Source organism: Actinoplanes sp. NPDC051388, from assembly GCF_055586225.1.
In genome coordinates this window covers 40,159-56,150 of the sequence record NZ_JBVJIP010000023.1, presented here as the reverse complement: position 1 = coordinate 56,150, position 15,992 = coordinate 40,159, and the positions used below count along the sequence as shown (strand labels likewise).

Genomic DNA, 15,992 nt, shown 5'->3' with positions numbered 1-15,992 from the left:
AGCTCCACATCCTGTGTCACATCTGATTAAGCACCGCCGAGGCCCGCGATGTGACACACCGCCAGGGTCTTCACGATCAAGCCTTACGCTGCCAGACTGCCGGGATGACGGACACGAGAAGCGACACCGAGCCTGTTCCGACGCTGGACCGGCGGGCCTTCTTCGGGCGTGGCGCGCTGCTGGTCGGCGGTGGCGCCGCGGTGCTGCTGGGGCTGACCGGCTGCCCGGGCGGCGAGCAGGACGATGACGATGACGACGACGGCGGGGACGACGACGACTAGCGTCCGAGGGCCCGGCGGGCCAGGCGGAAGAGCCCGCGGGTGAGATGGACGAGCGCCAGCGGGCCGAGGGCCGAGACGGCGGCCAGTTGCCGCAGCGGCGCGTCCCCCGGATCGAGCACGTAGGTGGCGACGAGCAGGGTGCCGGCGGCCAGGATCGCCAGGTCGGCGGTGACGTCCCGCACGATCGTCCAGGTGCGGTGCCGCCGGGCCCGGGCCGCGTCGCCGGGCGGCTCATCGGCGCTGAACCGCAGCATCAGCGCCACCCAGAGCATCCGCAGCGGCAGGGCGAACAGGTTGATGCACGCGGCCCAGGCCACCGGGCGCTCGGCCGCGTCGCCCAGCACCCCGGGTGCGATCGCGCCGACCACCAGAAAGACGGCGATCAGCAGCAGGAAGTCGAGAACGCCCGCGAACAGCGGGCCGCCCAGCACGAGGAGCAGCCGAGCCGGTGGTTGCTCCGGGGTGCGCGTCTGCTCCGACATCCGTCCATTGTCGATGCGCCGGGCAATTACCGGATCAGCGGGTGGCGGGCTCCAGCCGCTGGTGCCGGCCCGGGGTCGCCGCGGCCCGGAGGTGGCGCGTCTTCTCGGCGTAAATGTCGGTGTCGGCGGCGGCGGTGAGGTAGGGAACCGGCGCGCCATCGCTCATTCACCTCAGCGGCTCCGGGGCGGACGGGTCCGCTGGGTCGCCCGGGTCGGGAGCGGCGAAGAAGAGATGATCCGGGTGGTGGAGTAGGTTATGGGTGCCGGTGAACGCCGGCTCTCTGGAGAGGTGAGCCGTGCAGCCAGGTTGCCGCTCCCGATGATCAGGCCTGGGAATGATGCGGATGATCACGCCGCGAGGGTCCGGCGGCTCGTCGCGAGCGAGCCGGACACCGATGGCGCTCCCACCACGCTGCTGCTGCGCGTGTGCCGGGCGATGTCCCGCGAGCTGGCGGTCGTCGGCGCGGGTGTCACCGTGCTGACCGAGGACGGCGCCCGGGGCGTCTCCGCGGCCTCGGAGCCGATCAGCGAGCGGGTCGAGGAGCTGCAGTCCGTGCTCGGCGAGGGGCCGGGCGTCGACGCCTGGCGCGAGCGGCGCCCGGTGCTCACGTCGGACCTGATGGGTCAGGCGGCGGCCCGCTGGCCGGTGTTCGCGCCGGCCGCGCACGGCGCCGGGGTGCGAGCCGTCTTCGCCTTCCCGCTGCAGATCGGCGCGGCCCGGCTCGGGGTGCTGACCGCCGTCCGGGACCGGCCGGGCGCGCTGACCGACGACCAGACCGGCTCCGCGCTGGCCTTCGCGGACCTGGCGGTCGGGGCCCTGCTGGACGGCCAGGTCGGCGCGCTCGACGCCGAGGTCACCCACCGAGCCCAGCTGTTCCAGGCACAGGGCATGGTGATGGTGATGGCCGGCATTCCGATCGGCGAGGCGCTGGTACGCATCCGCGCCCATGCGTTCGCCGAGAACCGCCGGCTCGACGACGTCGCCCACGACATCGTGAACCGGATCCTGCGACTGGACGAGGAGGACCAATGACGGAGGACGCCATTACCACGGTCTCGGCTGAGCGACTGGCCACGATCTTCGTGGAGGTCGCCGACACCCTCGTCGACGAGTTCGATCTGCTCGACTTCCTGCACCTGCTCACCGACCGGGTGGCCGGCCTGGTGAACGGCGCCGCCGTCGGGTTGCTGCTGGCCGATCAGCGCGGCCGGCTGGACTTCGTGGCGGGCTCGGACGACAACGTGCGGCTGGTGGAGCTGTTCCAGCTGCAGAACCGCGAGGGGCCGTGCCTGGAGACGTTTCTCAGCGGCCGGCCGGTGATCAACGTTGACCTGACCGCGGCAAGCGACCGGTGGCCGATGTTCGCGCCGCACGCCGTGGCGGCCGGCTTCCGTTCGGTGCACGCCTTCCCGCTGCGGCTGCGCGACCAGGTGATCGGCGCGCTCAACGTCTTCCGGGAGTCGGACAGCGAGCCGTTCGGCGAGCAGGACGCGGCGATCGTGCAGGCGCTGGCCGACGTGGCCGCCATCGGGCTGCTGCAGGAACGCGCGATCAGCCACGGCGAGGCCCTGACCGAGCAACTTCAGCGCGCGCTGAACAGCCGGATCGTGATCGAGCAGGCCAAGGGCGCGGTCGCGCAGGCAATGGGGATCGGCGTCGACGAGGCCTTCACCGTCATCCGGACTCATGCCCGCAGCCACAACATGCGGCTCACCGACGTGGCGCAGTCCGTGGTGACCGACTTCGGCAACCTCCCGGGCCTGTCGGTCACGGATTCTTGAGGGTCGATCACGCTTCCCAGGCAGGCCCGGCGGGCCCGTCAGCGGAGCGGCTCGCCAGGGCGGACGACGCCGCGCTGGTACGCCATCACGACGAGCTGGGCACGATCGCGGACGCCGAGTTTCGTCATGGCGCGGTAGACGTGTGTCCTGACCGTCAGCGGTGAGAGATAGAGTCGTTCAGCGATCTCCTCGTTGGACATGCCGTGTGCCACCAGGACGAGAACCTCGCGTTCCCGTTCGGTGAGCGCGGCCATCTGATCGAGCTCCGCGTCCGGCAGCGGCTCCAGCTCCGGCTGGCTCAGGAACTGGCTGATCAGTGCGCCGGTGGCATGCGGGGAGAGCAGGGCCTCCCCAGCGGCGACAGTCTGCACGGCCCGGACCAGGTCGGCGGGTTCAACGTTCTTGCCGAGGAAGCCGCTCGCGCCCGCGCGCAGCGCCCGGACGACGTTGTCGCTGTTCTCGAAGGTGGTGAGCACGAGGACGCGGACGCCGGCGAGGTCGTCGTCGGCAGCGATGCGGCGGGTCGCCTCCACGCCGTCCATCTGCGGCATGCGGATGTCCATCAGCACCACGTCCGCGCGGGTGGTCCGGGCCAGCGCGACGGCCTCGACGCCGGTGCGGGCCTCGCCCACGACCTCGACGCCCGGTTGGCTGTCGAGGATGACCTTGAATCCGGCGCGGATGAGCGTCTGGTCGTCGGCCAGCAGGACCCGGATGGTCACGGTTGTTCCTTCTCGGCGGCGGGCAGCACGGCGTGCACCCGGAACCTGCCGTCGGCGCAGCGTTCCACAGTCAGGGTGCCCCCGGCGGCGGCTGCCCGCTCCCGCATGCCGACCAGGCCGAATCCGCCGGCGGAGCCCGGCGTGCCGACCGTGTTGGTCACGTCGAGAATCACCTGGTCGGCGGTGTATCCGGTGGTCACGCAGACGGCTCCGGTGCCGTACTTCTGGGCGTTCGTCAAGGCCTCCTGGAGGATCCGGTACGCGGCGAGGTCGACCACGGCGGGCAGTTCTCGCGGAATCCCGTGCTCTCGGTGTTCGACGCGGAGGCCGGCGGTGGTGGCGGTGCCGAGCAGGTCGGGCAGCCGGGCCATGCCGGGTATCGGTTCGTTGTCGACGTCATCGGCCTGCCGCAGGACACCGACGACGGAGGCCAGCTCGCGCAGGACGGTGTCGGACGCCCGTCGGATGTGTTCGAGCGCGGTGTCGGCAACCTGGGGTTGCTGAAGCAGGACGTGCCGTGCGGCTCCGGCCTGGACGCTGATGGTCGCGATGTGATGGCTGACGACGTCATGCAGCTCTCGGGCGATGCGGATGCGTTCCATGACGACGCGCCGGCGGGCCTCGTCCTCGCGAGTCTGCTCGGCTCGGCGGGCCCGTTCCTCGATCTCGGCGACGTAGGCCTGCCGGCTGCGGCCGGCGTCGCCGACGGCCGCGGCCATACCGATGAAGCCCAGCACGCCGAGGTTCTGCGGGGCCCACCAGCTGCTGTCCGATGTGAAGGCCGCAGCCAGATAGAGCGGCAGAGCGACGGCCGTTGCCGTCAGCCAGATGCGCCGCCGTTCCAGACCCGACGCGACCGTGTACACGCAGACCACCAGCGCGATCATCAGGGCCGGTTGCTGGGATCCGGTGGCCAGGGGCAAGGCCACCGAGGCGACGGCGGTGACGACGAGCATCGGCACCGGCCACAGCCGCCGGCAGGCGACCGCGATCCAAGCAGCCACACCGAACCCGACTCCGCCCGGCTGAGGAAGGCCGGCCGGGTGATGGGCGTTCGCCACGGCCACCACGGCCGGCGCCGTGAGCAGGCCGCCGAGAACAGCGTCGATCAGCAGCGGATGACGCACAGCGTTGCGACGCATCCCACTCACGACTCGGGTGAACACCGGAACGACGCTATGCGTCTGGATCCCCTCACGCGTCCTCACCCAGTGGTAGGCGGCTCCCGTCGGCCTACCACACGGGTGGTAGGAATCGGGCGAGGGTAGTCCTCGACTCTATGAATGACCTATGAAAAGCGCCGGTCCGGAGCGAATACCACTTCTGTAGTACTCCGCGTCCGGACAGATGAGTACGGAGTGACGACGCGGCGCGGGAATCGGTCCGCCATGGTTGGGCGGGTGCTCGGCGTACACCTGCCGTTCACCTTCCCTTGGGTTCTCGTCCCCCATCGCGTCGACAGATTGGCTCGCCATGCGACCGTTGTTCCGTCGTGGCCCGGCACCGCCGGAACCCGCACCCGGGATCGAGACGGCGCCGCCCGGTGACCGCTCGAGCAGCCGGCGAAATGACGATCACGCCGGTCATGCGATGCGCGCTCCCAGCGCCCTGCATCAGTTCAACCGCTACGAGATCAAATACCTGCTGCCGAGTACGCGCATTCCCGAGCTGCGCGACGAGCTGCGCCGCCGCCTCGACACCGACAGCCATGGCGCCGGCGGCGGATACGGGGTGTGGAGCACCTATTACGACACTCGTGATCTGCGGTTCTACTGGGAGAAGATCGAGGGGCTGAAGTTCCGGCGCAAACTGCGCGTCCGCCATTACGGTGATCGGTTCGCCGTGCGTGACGACAGCACGGTGCACGTCGAGATCAAGCAGCGAGTCAACCGGATCACCCAGAAGCGGCGGATCGCGGTGCCCTACCGACTCGCCCAGGACCTGTGCGACCGGCGCGTCATGATCGAGCACGAACGATCGCAGCGGGCCTTCGTCGAGGAGGTTCTCGAGCTGATCACGACGCTGGATCTGCGCCCTGTGGCGATGACCGGCTATCTGCGCGAGGCGTTCGTCGGCCGCGACGCGGACACCGGGCTGCGGGTCACCCTCGACCAGCGCATCCGGGGCCGGGACCGGGACTTCCACTTCGCCGCGGACACCGAGAACAAACTGATCGTCCCCGCCCGGATGTCGGTGGTCGAGTTCAAGGCCAACGAGCGCGTCCCCTACTGGCTCACCGATCTGGCGGCGCAGCTGAGCCTGTCGGTGGTCCGGGTCTCCAAGTACTGCCAGAGCGTGGAGGCGTTCGGCCGCGCGCCGCGCTCGATCTTCCACGTCCCCGATGACAGCCCGACCGGCGCGACGCCGGCCGCCGCCCTCAGTGAGGCCTGACCCATGCCGTTCGACATTCAAGATCTCTCCGGTACGTTCAGCGTCGGCGACATCGCCATCGCCCTTTCGCTGTCGTTCCTCCTCAGCGCCATGATCGCCTGGGTATATCGGTTCACCCACCGCAACGTGTCGTACAGCCAGTCGTACGTGCAGACCCTGGTCATCCTCGGCATGCTGATCGCGCTGATCATGCTGGTGGTGGGCTCCAACATCGCCCGGGCGTTCGCCCTGGTCGGCGCGCTCTCGGTGGTCCGCTTCCGCAACGCCATCAAGGAAACCCGCGACGTCGGGTTCATCTTCCTGGTCATGGGCGTCGGCATGGCGGCAGGCACCCGCTTCTACACACTGGCGATCATCGCCGCGGTCGTGATCAGCCTGATCATCCTGGTGATGTACCGCTTCAACTGGTTCGCCTCCAACGTGCAGCGGCAGGTGGTCAAGGTCCAGGTGCCACCGGACGGCAACTACACCGAGCACATCCAGGACGTCCTCATTGCGCATACCAGCGAGTTCGAGCTGATCAGCATGGAGTCGATCCGCGGCGGGGCGCTCACCGAGCTCATGTATACGGTGCGGCTGAAGAAGGGCGCCGAGCCGGGCGAGCTGATCACCGCGCTCGGCGAGCGCACCGGCGGGCAGCGGGTCACGGTGCTGACCGGCTACGACCAGACCGACCTCTGATGGCACTCAGGCACCGGATCCCGGTCCGGATCCGGCACTACTGGAAACTCCTGGCGACCTGCGCCGGGGTGCTGGTCGCCTTCACCATGGTGTTCAGCACCATGCGGGTGGCGCCCCTGGTGACCAGCGCCGGCGACGACGGCCGCGACGAGGTCACCCAGAACATCGAGGGCGTCCGGGACCTGTTCGACGCGACCGTCGGGCACAGCATCAAGCTGACTTTCCGCGACGCCGACTTCCAGAGTGTGCTGGACAAGCTCTGGAAAGAGGACGAGAAGGAATACCTGGAGGCCGACCTCACCATCGACGGCGTCTCCATCGACGGCGTCGGCATCCGGCTCAAGGGCAACTCCACGCTGGGCCAGCTGACCCGCAACGGTCAGTCCCGGCCCCGCGGCACGGGGCCGGGCGGGCCAGGCGACCCCGGCGGGCAAGGGGGCCCTGGCGGTTTGCCGCAGATGCCGGCCGACGGAATCGCGCCGGATGCCGCAGGCGGGAACCAGCCGGGCGGTGAGATGTTTGGAGGGCGCGCGCGGGGCGGCGTCGGCTCCGGGCTCAAGGCCGAGGAGCCCGAGACCCTGCCCTGGCTGATCCGCTTCGACGAGTTCGTCGAAGGCCGCCGTTACCAGGGACACCGCGAGATCGCCGTCCGCGTCGCGGGCATGGGCGGCGGCAAGACGGTCATGAACGAGGCGGTATCGCTCAACGTGCTCGCCGCCGCCGGGGAGACGGTGCAGCGGTACGCGTACGCCGGCTTCACCGTCAATGACCGCCCCACGACCGCGCGCCTCATCGTCGAACACCCCGATGAGCACTTCGCCGACCGCCTCGGCGGACACGGGGTGCTGTACAAGAGCCTCGCCAGTGGCAGCTTCACCGACAAGGGCGACGACCCCACCGACTACGTCGAGGACTTCGACCAGGTCACCAAGAAGGGCAGCCAGGATCTGCAACCCGTCATCGATCTCATCCGTTGGGTCAACGGCAGCAGTGACGCCGAGTTCGACAAGCACCTCAGCGACTACGTCGACGTGCCCTCCTTCGCCCGCTACGTCGCCGCACAGAATCTATTGATCAACTTTGACGACATGGCAGGGCCGGGCCGCAACTACTACCTCTGGTACGACCTGACGACCAAGAAGTTCAGCGTCATCGGCTGGGACTACAACCTTGCCCTGACCGGGAGCGCCGAACAGGATCCGCACCAGACCGTCAGCATGGGCGGCGGCCCCTTCCCCGGCGGCCGGCAAGGCCAGACGCCGGAGGGCTTCCAACCGCCCGGGTTCGAACCACCCGCCGACCTGCAGCCGCCCGCCGGTGGGCAGCAGCCCGGCGGTGCGGACGGCGCCGGCCGTGGCCGTGGTGGGTTCGGCGGCAACAAGCTCAAGGAGCGATTCCTGGCAAGCGCCGCCTTCAAGAGCACCTACGACGACGCCTACCGCAGGCTGTTCGAGCAGACCTTCGGCAACGGCACCAGCACCAGAGCGCTCGACTCGGCGCTGGCCGTACTGGCCACCGTCGACGGCTACGACCAGAAGGCCGGCGCCGCCGAGGCGGAGCAGCTGCGCACCCTGATCCAGCAGCGCACCACCTATCTCGCCAAGAACCAGGTCATCACCGGCTCCTGAGCCGGCCGCAGTCCCGGTCGCGGCGGGCGTTGCGGTCGATGGCGTCCACCAGCCGGGTCCAGGCCGGGCGGGGCAGGTCGTGGCCCATGCCGGGGATCACGACCAGGTCGGCGCCGGGGATCGCGGCGGCGGTGGCCTCGCCGCCGCTGACGTTGATCAGCGGGTCGTCGGCGCCGTGGATGATCACCGTCGGGGTGGTCACCGCACGCAGCCGCGCGGTGCGGTCCGGACCGGCCAGCGCCGCCGCGAACTGCCGGGCCGTGCCCGCCGGGCGGTAGGCCCGGTCGACCTTGGCGGTGGCCCGGCGCAGCAACTCGTCGTCGGTGGCCGGGAAGCCGGGCGAGCCGATGGTGCGGGCGGACAGCACCGCGTTGGCGATCGCGATCTCGCGGTCCGGGGCCGGCGGGCGGCCGAGCACCGCGGCGGCCGCGGGCGTGGGCAGGCCGACCGCCGGGTCGCCGGTGGTCGACATGATCGAACAGAGGCTGCGGACCCGGCCGGGGGAGTCGAGGGTGAGCTGCTGGGCGATCATGCCGCCGAGGGAGACCCCGACGATGTGCGCCCGGTCGATGTCCAGCGCGTCGAGCAGGCCGGCCACGTCGGCGGCCATGTCCGCGAGCCGGTAGCGCACCGAGCTCAGGTCGCCCGCGTAGATCGCCGGGATGTCCGGCAGGCCGAGCTCGTCCAGGCCGCCGGAGAGGCCGACGTCGCGGTTGTCGAACCGGATCACCCGGTACCCCCGAGCGGCGAGCTGCTCGCAGAACTCCTGCGGCCAGTCGATCAGCTGGGCGCCGAGCCCCATGATCAGCACGATCGGCGGGTCGCCGGGGTCGCCCAGCTCGTCGTACTCCAGCTTCAGTCCGTTCGCGTGCGCGGTCGCCATGTCGACCATGGTGCCGGACGGCCGGTGGCCGCGCATCGGGACTATCGCCGGGCCGCGGTGGACGGCGTTCCCTCGACGGTTCGCTGCGGGACACGGCCCGGCACTGACTCACCCGGGCCGTGCCCGAAGCGTCACTGCTGCGTGGTGTCGCCGGTGCCGGTGCGCTCCTGCGCCTGGTCCACGCCCTTGTCCAGCTGCGACGAGTACTTGTTGCCGGTGCGCTCGTCGACCTGGTCGCCGGCCTTCTCCAGACCCTGGTCGACCTTGTCGTCATGCTTGTCGGCCGTGTCCTTGGCCTTGTCCATGAAGCTCATGGTGACTCCTCTCGGTCGCCTCCACGCTTCCCCCGAGGACGGTGGCCAAACACCCGGGCGACCACGTTGATTGCCCGACAACAACCATGCATACGGCCGCCCGGAGCGGGTACGCCGCGGACTGACGTAGTTCGACGATGGTCTCTGGAGGCCGACATGAGTGACATCCCCACCGGTGCGCGGGCACCCGCCGGCGTCTCGGATCAATCGACCGGCGACAAGGCGAAGCAGGTTGCACAGCAGAGCACCCAGGCGGCGGGCCAGGCCGCCGGTGACGTGAAGGACACCGCCAAGGATCAGGCGCAGCGTGTTGCGGGTGAGGCCAAGGCGCAGGCGCGTTCGGTGGCGTCCGACGTCCGCTCGCGGGTGGGCGAGCAGGCCCGCAGCCAGAACGACAAGCTGGTCGGCACCATCCGGCAGACCGCCGACCAACTGGACGAGATGCGCGGCGACCGGTCCGATTCGCCGGCCGCCACCGTGGTCTCCCGGGTCGCGGAGGGTGGCCGGCAGTTCGCCGACTACCTGGACCGCAACGGCCCCGAGGGCGTGCTGCGCGAGGTGCAGGACTTCGCCCGCCGCCGGCCGGGCGCCTTCCTCGCCACCGCGCTGGCCGCGGGCTTCGTGGTCGGCCGGCTCGGCAAGAGCGTCGCCAAGGCGGACCCGGATGCCGGCAAGCCGGACAGCGACAGCTTCGTGTCCAGCACACCGGATCCCGCCGCCGGGTACCAGCCGGGCTATGCCCCGGCCGACCCGGCCTACACCAGCACCGATCCGGCCTTCGCCACCACGGATCAGGGCTACGCCGCCACTGACCCGATCTACACCCCGGAGCCCGCCACGTCCGCGACGCCGACCGAGTACCAGTCCACCGGCACCGGCACGCCGACCGTCGTGGTCGAGGAGGACTACCTGGTCGAGCGGCCGGAGTCCCGTCCGGAGCCACGGCCGTGACCGCCCCGCACTCCGCCGACCACCGCGCGGCCGGCGAGACGTCCGAGACCTCGGTCGGCGAGCTGATCGGCAACATCAGCGACGACATCACCCAGCTCTTCCGCAAGGAGGTCGAGCTGGCCAAGGCCGAGATCAAGCAGGAGACGGCCAAGGCGGGCAAGGCCGCCGGCATGCTGGGCGGCGCCGGGTTCGCCGGCTACCTGGCCGTCGTGCTGCTGAGCTTCGCCCTGGTCTTCGGCCTGTCCAACGTGATGGACGAGGGCTGGGCCGCCCTCATCGTGGCGGTGCTCTGGGCGATCGTCGGCGCGGTCCTCTACTCGACCGGCCGCAAGCAGCTCAAGTCGGTCGACCCGACTCCGCACCGCACCGTCGACACCCTCAAGGAGGACGCGAAATGGCTGAAGAACCCGACCGGCTGAGGCGGGACATCGAGAACACCCGAGCCGCGCTGACCCGCGACGTGGATGCGCTGGCCGACAAGACCAGCCCCAAGCGGGTCGCGCAGCGTCGCTGGACGAGCGTGAAGGAAAAAGTGATGGGTAGTTCCGAGCACGCCAAGCGGGCGGCCACCGACACCGCCGGCACGGTGCAGGACAAGGCATCGCAGGTCGGGTCCCAGGTCGGCGACTCGGTCCGCGAGGCGCCGCACACGATCGCCCGGCAGACGGAGGGCAATCCGCTGGCGGCCGGCCTGATCGCGTTCGGCGCCGGACTGCTGGCCGCCACCCTGATCCCGGTGACCGACGCCGAGCGGCGGGTCGGATCCCAGGTGAAGGAGAACTCCGGCGAGCTGACCGACCGGGTCAAGAACGTGGCCGGCGAGATGAAGGACGATCTCTCCGGCACCGTGCAGGAAGCCGCGGGTCAGGTGAAGTCGACGGCGCAGGACGCCGCGGACACCACCCGGCAGCAGGTGCGCGAGTCCGCACAGGGCGCCGCGCAGGAGACGAAGCAGGCGGCGCAGGGCGCTCGCTAGCCGATCCTCGATGAGCGGCCGGTCGCTGGTGCGGCCGGCCGCTTGCATGTATAGACTTCGATGTCTTACGGCGCGATCACGCCCAGCCGGTTTCAGCCCGGCACCAGGTCGCCAGGGCACCCTCCGCGCGGAGCCCGAGGCGGGGCAGATCCCCCGACCCATCGGAGTCACGCACGTGATCAACGCATCCCGCATCGGAAAAGGCCTGCTCGCGGCCGCCCTGCTGATCGCCGGCGCGCCGGCCCCGGCGGAGGCGGCCGCGGTCGTCCTGCCCACGGTGAACGCCCAGTTCGACTATCAGATCGGCGGCGCCTACCAGCCGCGGACCGGCGTCTCGGTGGTCAGCCGCGACCGGGAGGACGACCCGGCCCCGGGTCTCTACAACATCTGCTACGTCAACGCGTTCCAGACGCAGCCGATCCAGTCCGAGGTCGACATGTGGCGCCAGCACGACCTGACCCTCGAGGACGCAGCCGGCCGCGAGGTGGTGGACGGCGACTGGAACGAGATCCTGCTGGACATCGGCACCCCGGCCAAGCGGCAGGCGGTCGCGGCGATCGTGAACGGCTGGATCGACGGCTGCGCCGCGGACGGCTACCAGGCGATCGAGCCGGACAACCTGGACTCGTTCGGCCGGTCCGAGGGCCTGCTCGACGCCGCCGACGCGATCGCCTACGTCTCGCTGCTGGTGCAGCACGCGCACGGCCTGGGCCTGGCGATCGCGCAGAAGAACGCGATCGGCGATCCCGGAGACGGCGGGGTCGGCGCGGCCGGGCGCGATGCCGGGCTGGACTTCGCGGTGGTCGAGGAGTGCGGCCGCTACAACGAGTGCGGTGACTACCAGGACCTCTACGGCAACCACCTGGTCGTGATCGAGTACACCGCGAACGGCTTCACCCGCGCGTGCCGGGCGGTGGGCGCCGCGGTGTCGGTGGTCCGCCGCGACACGGCGGTGCGCCCGAACGGGCCCTACGACGCCTGCTGAGCTCATCGGTGGCGCGGGCCGTTCCCGACCCGCGCCACCGCGCTCAGCCGACCCGGAAGTCCTCTCCCAGTTCGGCGCGCAGCCTGGTCAGGGCGCGCGCGCTCTGCATCTTCACCACCGAGACCGTCACGCCGAGGATCGCCGCGACGGTCTCCACGCTCTGGTCCTCCCAGTGCCGCAGCACCACGATCGCCTGATCGCGCATCGGCAGGGTGGCCAGCGCGGCGAGCAGCACCACGTGGGCCTCGGCGCCCGCGCCGCGGTCACCCGGCCGGTCCGGCAGATCGGCCAGGACCACCTCACCGTCACTGCGCCGCCTGCGCTGGTCGAAGACCGCGTTCATCAAGACCTTCCGGCTGTACGCGGTGAGGTTCGCGGTGCGCGAGATCCGTGGCCACACCGAGTACATCCGGGCCAGCGTGATCTGCACCAGATCCTGGGCGAGGTGCCAGTCCCGGCACATCAGATAGGCCGTGCGGCGCAGCCCCGGCGCGACGGACGTGACGAACGCGGTGAAGTCGGCGTCCCGGTCCGCCCGGCGGGCCCGTCCCCAGCGCCGGGCGCGGAGGCGGCTCTTGTCGTCATCGTCGTCGGAGGACAGGACGTCGGTCACTTGCCCTCCTTCGGCGCGACGCCGGGCTTGCCCGCGACGTCGGCACAGGTCGGATCCCGCGTGACGTCCTCGACGCCCTGCATCGATGCGACCTTCGCGGCGATCGCCGGCTGTCCCGCGCCGGCGTCGAGCTGCACGCGGAAGCTGCGCGGCAGGCTGTCCGGAGCCACATCCTTGACCAGATCCGGGTTGTCCCGCCAGAGGGTCTTGAACCGCTGGAAGGCCTCCTCGCTGCTCTCGTAGCGGAATCCGCGGACCTGCGGATCGGCGTCGAGCGTCTCCTGCACGGCGACGAGGTCCGCCTCGGTGGCGGCGTCGCCCAGGAAGACCGAGATGCCACATCCCGCGGGCGCCGCCGCGGGAGTGTCCGCTCCCCGGACGCCCGGGAACAGGGCCAGCACGGCGAACGCGATCGCGACCACCCCGGCCGCCGCCGCGCCGCCCGCCAGCACCCGCCGCCGGCGACGCAGCCGCGAGCCTTCGGTGATCGCCTCGTGGGCCGGGTTGCCCGGCGGCACGGGTGGCTCGTCCTCCAGCGCTCGTTCGAACAAGGCCGAGATGGTGCGGTCCACTGGTCACTCCCTGGTTCGCGGTCGGGGTGTCTCGCCCTTGATGACTGCCTGGACCCCCGGCCGCGTCACATCCCGCTCAGATCATTTGTCTAGGTCTTGAAGTTCCGCGCCGGTTGCGGCACCCACGGTCAATTCTCTGGATACGTTCGGCCTCGCCCGCCCGGGTGACAACACCGTACGAACGATCTTCGTCGCTCTCTAGCCTGGCCCGATGACATCGGTGAGCGGCGAACGGTCCGGTTTGTACGGCGCCAGCGCGACGCGCGACGAGACGACGGCAAAGCCCCCGCGCGATCGGTACTTCGACGCGCTGCGGGCCGCGGCGATCATCCGGATCGTGGCCTATCACCTGTTCTCGTTCGGCTGGATCTCGCTGCTGTTCCCGTCGATGGGCGTGATGTTCGCGCTCGGCGGCTCGCTGATGGCGAGCTCCATCGCCCGGTCCACCGAGCAGGCGATCACCGGCCGCCTGCGGCGTCTGCTGCCAGGCCTGTGGGTGTTCGCCGTGGTGCTGATCCCGGCGATGATCTGGGCCGGCTGGACCCAGAAGCCCGGCTGGGCGACGTTCCTGCTCTGGGCGGTGCCGCTGGTCGAGCCGCCGTCGTCGGAGTGGGCCGAGCCGGCCACCGGCGTGCTCTGGTATCTGGTCGCGTACCTGTGGCTGGTGCTGCTGTCGCCGGTGCTGCTCAAGATGTACCGGCGGGCCCGGCTGCTGACCATCGTCGCGCCGCTGGTGTTGCTGGTGGCCTGGGACAACCTGACGCTCCCGGTGGGCGACGGGGTCGCGTCGGCCGGGACCGACGTGCTGACCTTCGCGTCGTGCTGGGCGATCGGCTTCGCGCATCGGGCCGGCGACCTGCGCAAGGTCCGCTTCGCTGTGCTGATCCCGATCGCGCTGGCCTGCGTCGGCGCGGGCGCGGTGTGGACGCTCACGCACCCCGGCGAGGAGGGGATCGACCTGGCGACCTCGCCGCTCGCCTATGGCATCTACTCGCTCGGCTTCACGCTGGTGCTGATGCGGATCTCGCCGAAGATGCTCTGGCTGAACCGGCGCAAGGCGCTGAACGGGCTGGTCAACTTCTGCAACGCGCGCGCGGTGACGATCTATCTGTGGCACAACGTCGCGATCACGCTGTGCTTCGTGATCTGGGACCGGTCCGGCATCGAGATCGACGTGTGGCTCGAGACGGTCGCCACGGTCGGCCTCACGCTGGCGTTGGTGGCCGTGTTCGTGGCGCTCTTCGGCTGGGTCGAGGACGTCGCCGCGCGCCGGCCGTTCCGGCTGCTGCCGTGGAGCGTGGTGCCGGCCAGCCGCCCGCGCCAGGTGCAGCCGGAGTGGTGCGGGCCGGTCTGGTTCTGACGCTCTCCCGCTCTCCCGCTCTTACGCGAGTGGTGTCGATCTTGTATTCTGGGCCGCGATGAAGACCTTCTCGTGCAGATCGGGGGTCGCGTTCGCCACAGGTGAGTGCTGATGCGCTCACCGGCCGCGACCGACGAAAACCGTCTCCTCTGCCTGCGGCGCGGGCGATCGTTCGCCGTGCCACCCTCGATGATCGACACCGCGACCGCCCGCCGCAGCGTGGGCGACTGGGCCGGTGCGTGTGCCTCGGCACGTGTCGATGCCGACCTGGATCTGCGCGCCGTGCGGCGTACCCATGGTCTGGAGATCGCGGCGCGGCTGCGCGACGATCTCCGCCACCTCGCGCCCGACCTGCTGCGGTGGCACCTGCCCCGAGTCATGCCGGACGGGCTGCTCCGGCCCGGCCTGACCACCACGCTGGCGCGTTATCCGGGCGGCCCGCACCTGGTCGCGCGGACCGCGCCCGGGTGGGCCGAGGCCGGGCAGCGGATCAGCCTCACGCTGTCGCCCGGGACCGGCGCGCCCTCGCCGCGGGCATCACCTGCCAGCGGGCCGTTACCCCGGTGCACACCGGCGGACCGCCGCTTCCGGCTCGACCTGCACCGCCATCTCTGGGACGCGAGGCGCACGTCGGAGCTGCCGGACCGCGGCGGTGGACCGGACCGCTGGCCGGCCGAGGCGGCGATTCTGGCCCGCGCGGACGGGCTCGATGAGTCCACCGTGGTGGTCCGCCTCGGCGCCCGGCACTGGGTGCGGCCGGACGGCACACCCGGCACCGCCATGCGTGGTGGTCCGGTGCTGCCGGACGCGGCGACCTGGCGGCCGCCGGACGTGGACCTGCTGCGGGCCGGGCTGATCGACCCCGGCGATCTGCACCCGCTGGTGGCGGCGGCACTGGCCCCCGGCGCGGTGGGGCCCGCCCGGAAAACGAGCGGCCACAACGAGATCGACTGCCGTGCGGCCCGGCACCGGATCGGCCTGGTCGAGGGCCGGCTGACGCCGCTCGACCACGATCCGGTGGAGATCCGCCGCGAGGAACTGCTGGCCGCGCTGGGCGGACCGCCGTTGCCCTGCCTGCGCGCGATCGACCGGGCCAACCGCCATCCGGAATGCCTCGACGACGTCCGCGGCCTGCTCGACCACGGTGACGCCGAGGGTGCGGCGGCCGCGGTCGAGGCGCTGCTCGGGCCCGGCGCGGTGCCGCGCGAGGGCGCGCTGCGGGACGAGCTCGAGGCGGCCGCGCACCGCCGCGTCGACCACGGCCTCTATCGCAACGGGTTCGCCGGCTGGTGCCCGCCGCCCCGGCCCGAGGAAGCACGCCGCACGACCCGAACCCACCCGCGTCACGCGATGCCTCGATGAAGCTGTCCC

At 70.9% G+C, this 15,992-nt stretch carries 20 protein-coding genes; 12 read left to right on the top strand and 8 right to left on the bottom strand.

All coding sequences use genetic code 11. The annotated features are described in order from the left end of the window. Positions 1-104 precede the first annotated feature (104 nt). Positions 105-281: a hypothetical protein gene (locus ACZ6TI_RS40900; RefSeq protein ID WP_465350653.1), complete on the top strand. Its 177-nt coding sequence runs from the start codon at positions 105-107 to the stop codon at positions 279-281. Here ACZ6TI_RS40900 and ACZ6TI_RS40895 read toward each other — a convergent pair. Both ACZ6TI_RS40895 and ACZ6TI_RS40890 read right to left on the bottom strand, forming a co-directional pair. Beyond that, positions 278-763, bottom strand: a complete 486-nt coding sequence (locus ACZ6TI_RS40895) for a hypothetical protein (protein ID WP_465350652.1) — start codon at positions 761-763, stop codon at positions 278-280. The two genes, ACZ6TI_RS40900 and ACZ6TI_RS40895, sit on opposite strands and share 4 nt — an antisense overlap. Before the next feature lie 34 nt (positions 764-797). Further along, entirely contained in the window at positions 798-929 is a 132-nt protein-coding gene (locus tag ACZ6TI_RS40890; RefSeq protein WP_465350651.1) for a hypothetical protein, read from the bottom strand. Positions 930-1,082: 153 nt separating this feature from the next. Here ACZ6TI_RS40890 and ACZ6TI_RS40885 point away from each other — a divergent pair, with 153 nt between their 5' ends. Both ACZ6TI_RS40885 and ACZ6TI_RS40880 read left to right on the top strand, forming a co-directional pair. Then, on the top strand, positions 1,083-1,796 hold the full coding sequence (locus ACZ6TI_RS40885) for a GAF and ANTAR domain-containing protein (protein ID WP_465350650.1): 714 nt from the start codon (positions 1,083-1,085) through the stop codon (positions 1,794-1,796). Beyond that, on the top strand, positions 1,793-2,545 hold the full coding sequence (locus ACZ6TI_RS40880; RefSeq protein ID WP_465350649.1) for a GAF and ANTAR domain-containing protein: 753 nt from the start codon (positions 1,793-1,795) through the stop codon (positions 2,543-2,545). Before ACZ6TI_RS40885 ends, ACZ6TI_RS40880 begins: the two co-directional genes overlap by 4 nt. A 38-nt stretch (positions 2,546-2,583) precedes the next feature. Here ACZ6TI_RS40880 and ACZ6TI_RS40875 read toward each other — a convergent pair whose 3' ends face one another. Next, positions 2,584-3,267, bottom strand: coding sequence for a response regulator (locus ACZ6TI_RS40875; protein ID WP_465350648.1), 684 nt, complete (start codon positions 3,265-3,267; stop codon positions 2,584-2,586). Continuing rightward, entirely contained in the window at positions 3,264-4,433 is a 1,170-nt protein-coding gene (locus tag ACZ6TI_RS40870; protein WP_465350647.1) for a sensor histidine kinase, read from the bottom strand. Before ACZ6TI_RS40870 ends, ACZ6TI_RS40875 begins: the two co-directional genes overlap by 4 nt. 424 nt (positions 4,434-4,857) lie before the next feature. On the opposite strand from ACZ6TI_RS40870, the gene ACZ6TI_RS40865 reads away from it, so the two are divergent. Genes ACZ6TI_RS40865 through ACZ6TI_RS40855 form a run of 3 tightly spaced genes read left to right on the top strand, consistent with a single transcriptional unit; the run spans position 4,858 to position 7,967 of the window. Beyond that, a complete protein-coding gene (locus ACZ6TI_RS40865) occupies positions 4,858-5,658 on the top strand; it encodes a VTC domain-containing protein (RefSeq protein ID WP_465350646.1) in 801 nt (266 codons plus the stop codon). Positions 5,659-5,661: 3 nt separating this feature from the next. Beyond that, positions 5,662-6,339, top strand: coding sequence for a DUF4956 domain-containing protein (locus tag ACZ6TI_RS40860; RefSeq protein ID WP_465350645.1), 678 nt, complete (start codon positions 5,662-5,664; stop codon positions 6,337-6,339). Then, the gene (locus ACZ6TI_RS40855) at positions 6,339-7,967 is read left to right on the top strand and encodes a CotH kinase family protein (protein WP_465350644.1); all 1,629 of its coding nucleotides are present in this window, start codon (positions 6,339-6,341) and stop codon (positions 7,965-7,967) included. The genes ACZ6TI_RS40860 and ACZ6TI_RS40855 overlap by 1 nt, the downstream gene beginning before the upstream one ends. Here the strand turns inward: ACZ6TI_RS40855 and ACZ6TI_RS40850 are convergent. Both ACZ6TI_RS40850 and ACZ6TI_RS40845 read right to left on the bottom strand, forming a co-directional pair. Beyond that, entirely contained in the window at positions 7,954-8,850 is an 897-nt protein-coding gene (locus ACZ6TI_RS40850) for an alpha/beta fold hydrolase (RefSeq protein WP_465350643.1), read from the bottom strand. The genes ACZ6TI_RS40855 and ACZ6TI_RS40850 overlap by 14 nt on opposite strands. A gap of 131 nt (positions 8,851-8,981) precedes the next feature. Then, positions 8,982-9,164 carry an antitoxin gene (locus ACZ6TI_RS40845; protein WP_465350642.1) on the bottom strand — a complete coding sequence of 61 codons (183 nt, stop codon included), beginning with the start codon at positions 9,162-9,164 and terminating at the stop codon, positions 8,982-8,984. 156 nt (positions 9,165-9,320) lie between these two features. On the opposite strand from ACZ6TI_RS40845, the gene ACZ6TI_RS40840 reads away from it, so the two are divergent. From ACZ6TI_RS40840 to ACZ6TI_RS40825, 4 genes are all read left to right on the top strand, one after another. After that, on the top strand, positions 9,321-10,115 hold the full coding sequence (locus ACZ6TI_RS40840) for a hypothetical protein (RefSeq protein WP_465350641.1): 795 nt from the start codon (positions 9,321-9,323) through the stop codon (positions 10,113-10,115). Beyond that, the gene (locus ACZ6TI_RS40835; protein ID WP_465350640.1) at positions 10,112-10,534 is read left to right on the top strand and encodes a phage holin family protein; all 423 of its coding nucleotides are present in this window, start codon (positions 10,112-10,114) and stop codon (positions 10,532-10,534) included. Before ACZ6TI_RS40840 ends, ACZ6TI_RS40835 begins: the two co-directional genes overlap by 4 nt. Continuing rightward, on the top strand, positions 10,510-11,091 hold the full coding sequence (locus ACZ6TI_RS40830) for a DUF3618 domain-containing protein (protein ID WP_465350639.1): 582 nt from the start codon (positions 10,510-10,512) through the stop codon (positions 11,089-11,091). The genes ACZ6TI_RS40835 and ACZ6TI_RS40830 overlap by 25 nt, the downstream gene beginning before the upstream one ends. A 175-nt stretch (positions 11,092-11,266) precedes the next feature. Continuing rightward, on the top strand, positions 11,267-12,076 hold the full coding sequence (locus ACZ6TI_RS40825) for an endo alpha-1,4 polygalactosaminidase (protein ID WP_465350638.1): 810 nt from the start codon (positions 11,267-11,269) through the stop codon (positions 12,074-12,076). A 43-nt stretch (positions 12,077-12,119) separates the two neighbouring features. Here ACZ6TI_RS40825 and ACZ6TI_RS40820 read toward each other — a convergent pair whose 3' ends face one another. Both ACZ6TI_RS40820 and ACZ6TI_RS40815 read right to left on the bottom strand, forming a co-directional pair. Next, positions 12,120-12,689 carry a SigE family RNA polymerase sigma factor gene (locus ACZ6TI_RS40820; RefSeq protein ID WP_465350637.1) on the bottom strand — a complete coding sequence of 190 codons (570 nt, stop codon included), beginning with the start codon at positions 12,687-12,689 and terminating at the stop codon, positions 12,120-12,122. Next, positions 12,686-13,261 carry a permease-like cell division protein FtsX gene (locus ACZ6TI_RS40815; protein WP_465350636.1) on the bottom strand — a complete coding sequence of 192 codons (576 nt, stop codon included), beginning with the start codon at positions 13,259-13,261 and terminating at the stop codon, positions 12,686-12,688. The genes ACZ6TI_RS40820 and ACZ6TI_RS40815 overlap by 4 nt, the downstream gene beginning before the upstream one ends. A 211-nt stretch (positions 13,262-13,472) precedes the next feature. Here ACZ6TI_RS40815 and ACZ6TI_RS40810 point away from each other — a divergent pair, with 211 nt between their 5' ends. Together ACZ6TI_RS40810 and ACZ6TI_RS40805 are read left to right on the top strand one after the other, a co-directional pair. Then, positions 13,473-14,621, top strand: coding sequence for an acyltransferase family protein (locus ACZ6TI_RS40810; RefSeq protein ID WP_465350635.1), 1,149 nt, complete (start codon positions 13,473-13,475; stop codon positions 14,619-14,621). A gap of 111 nt (positions 14,622-14,732) precedes the next feature. Then, a complete protein-coding gene (locus ACZ6TI_RS40805) occupies positions 14,733-15,983 on the top strand; it encodes a hypothetical protein (RefSeq protein WP_465350634.1) in 1,251 nt (416 codons plus the stop codon). The last annotated feature ends 9 nt before the right edge of the window (positions 15,984-15,992 follow it).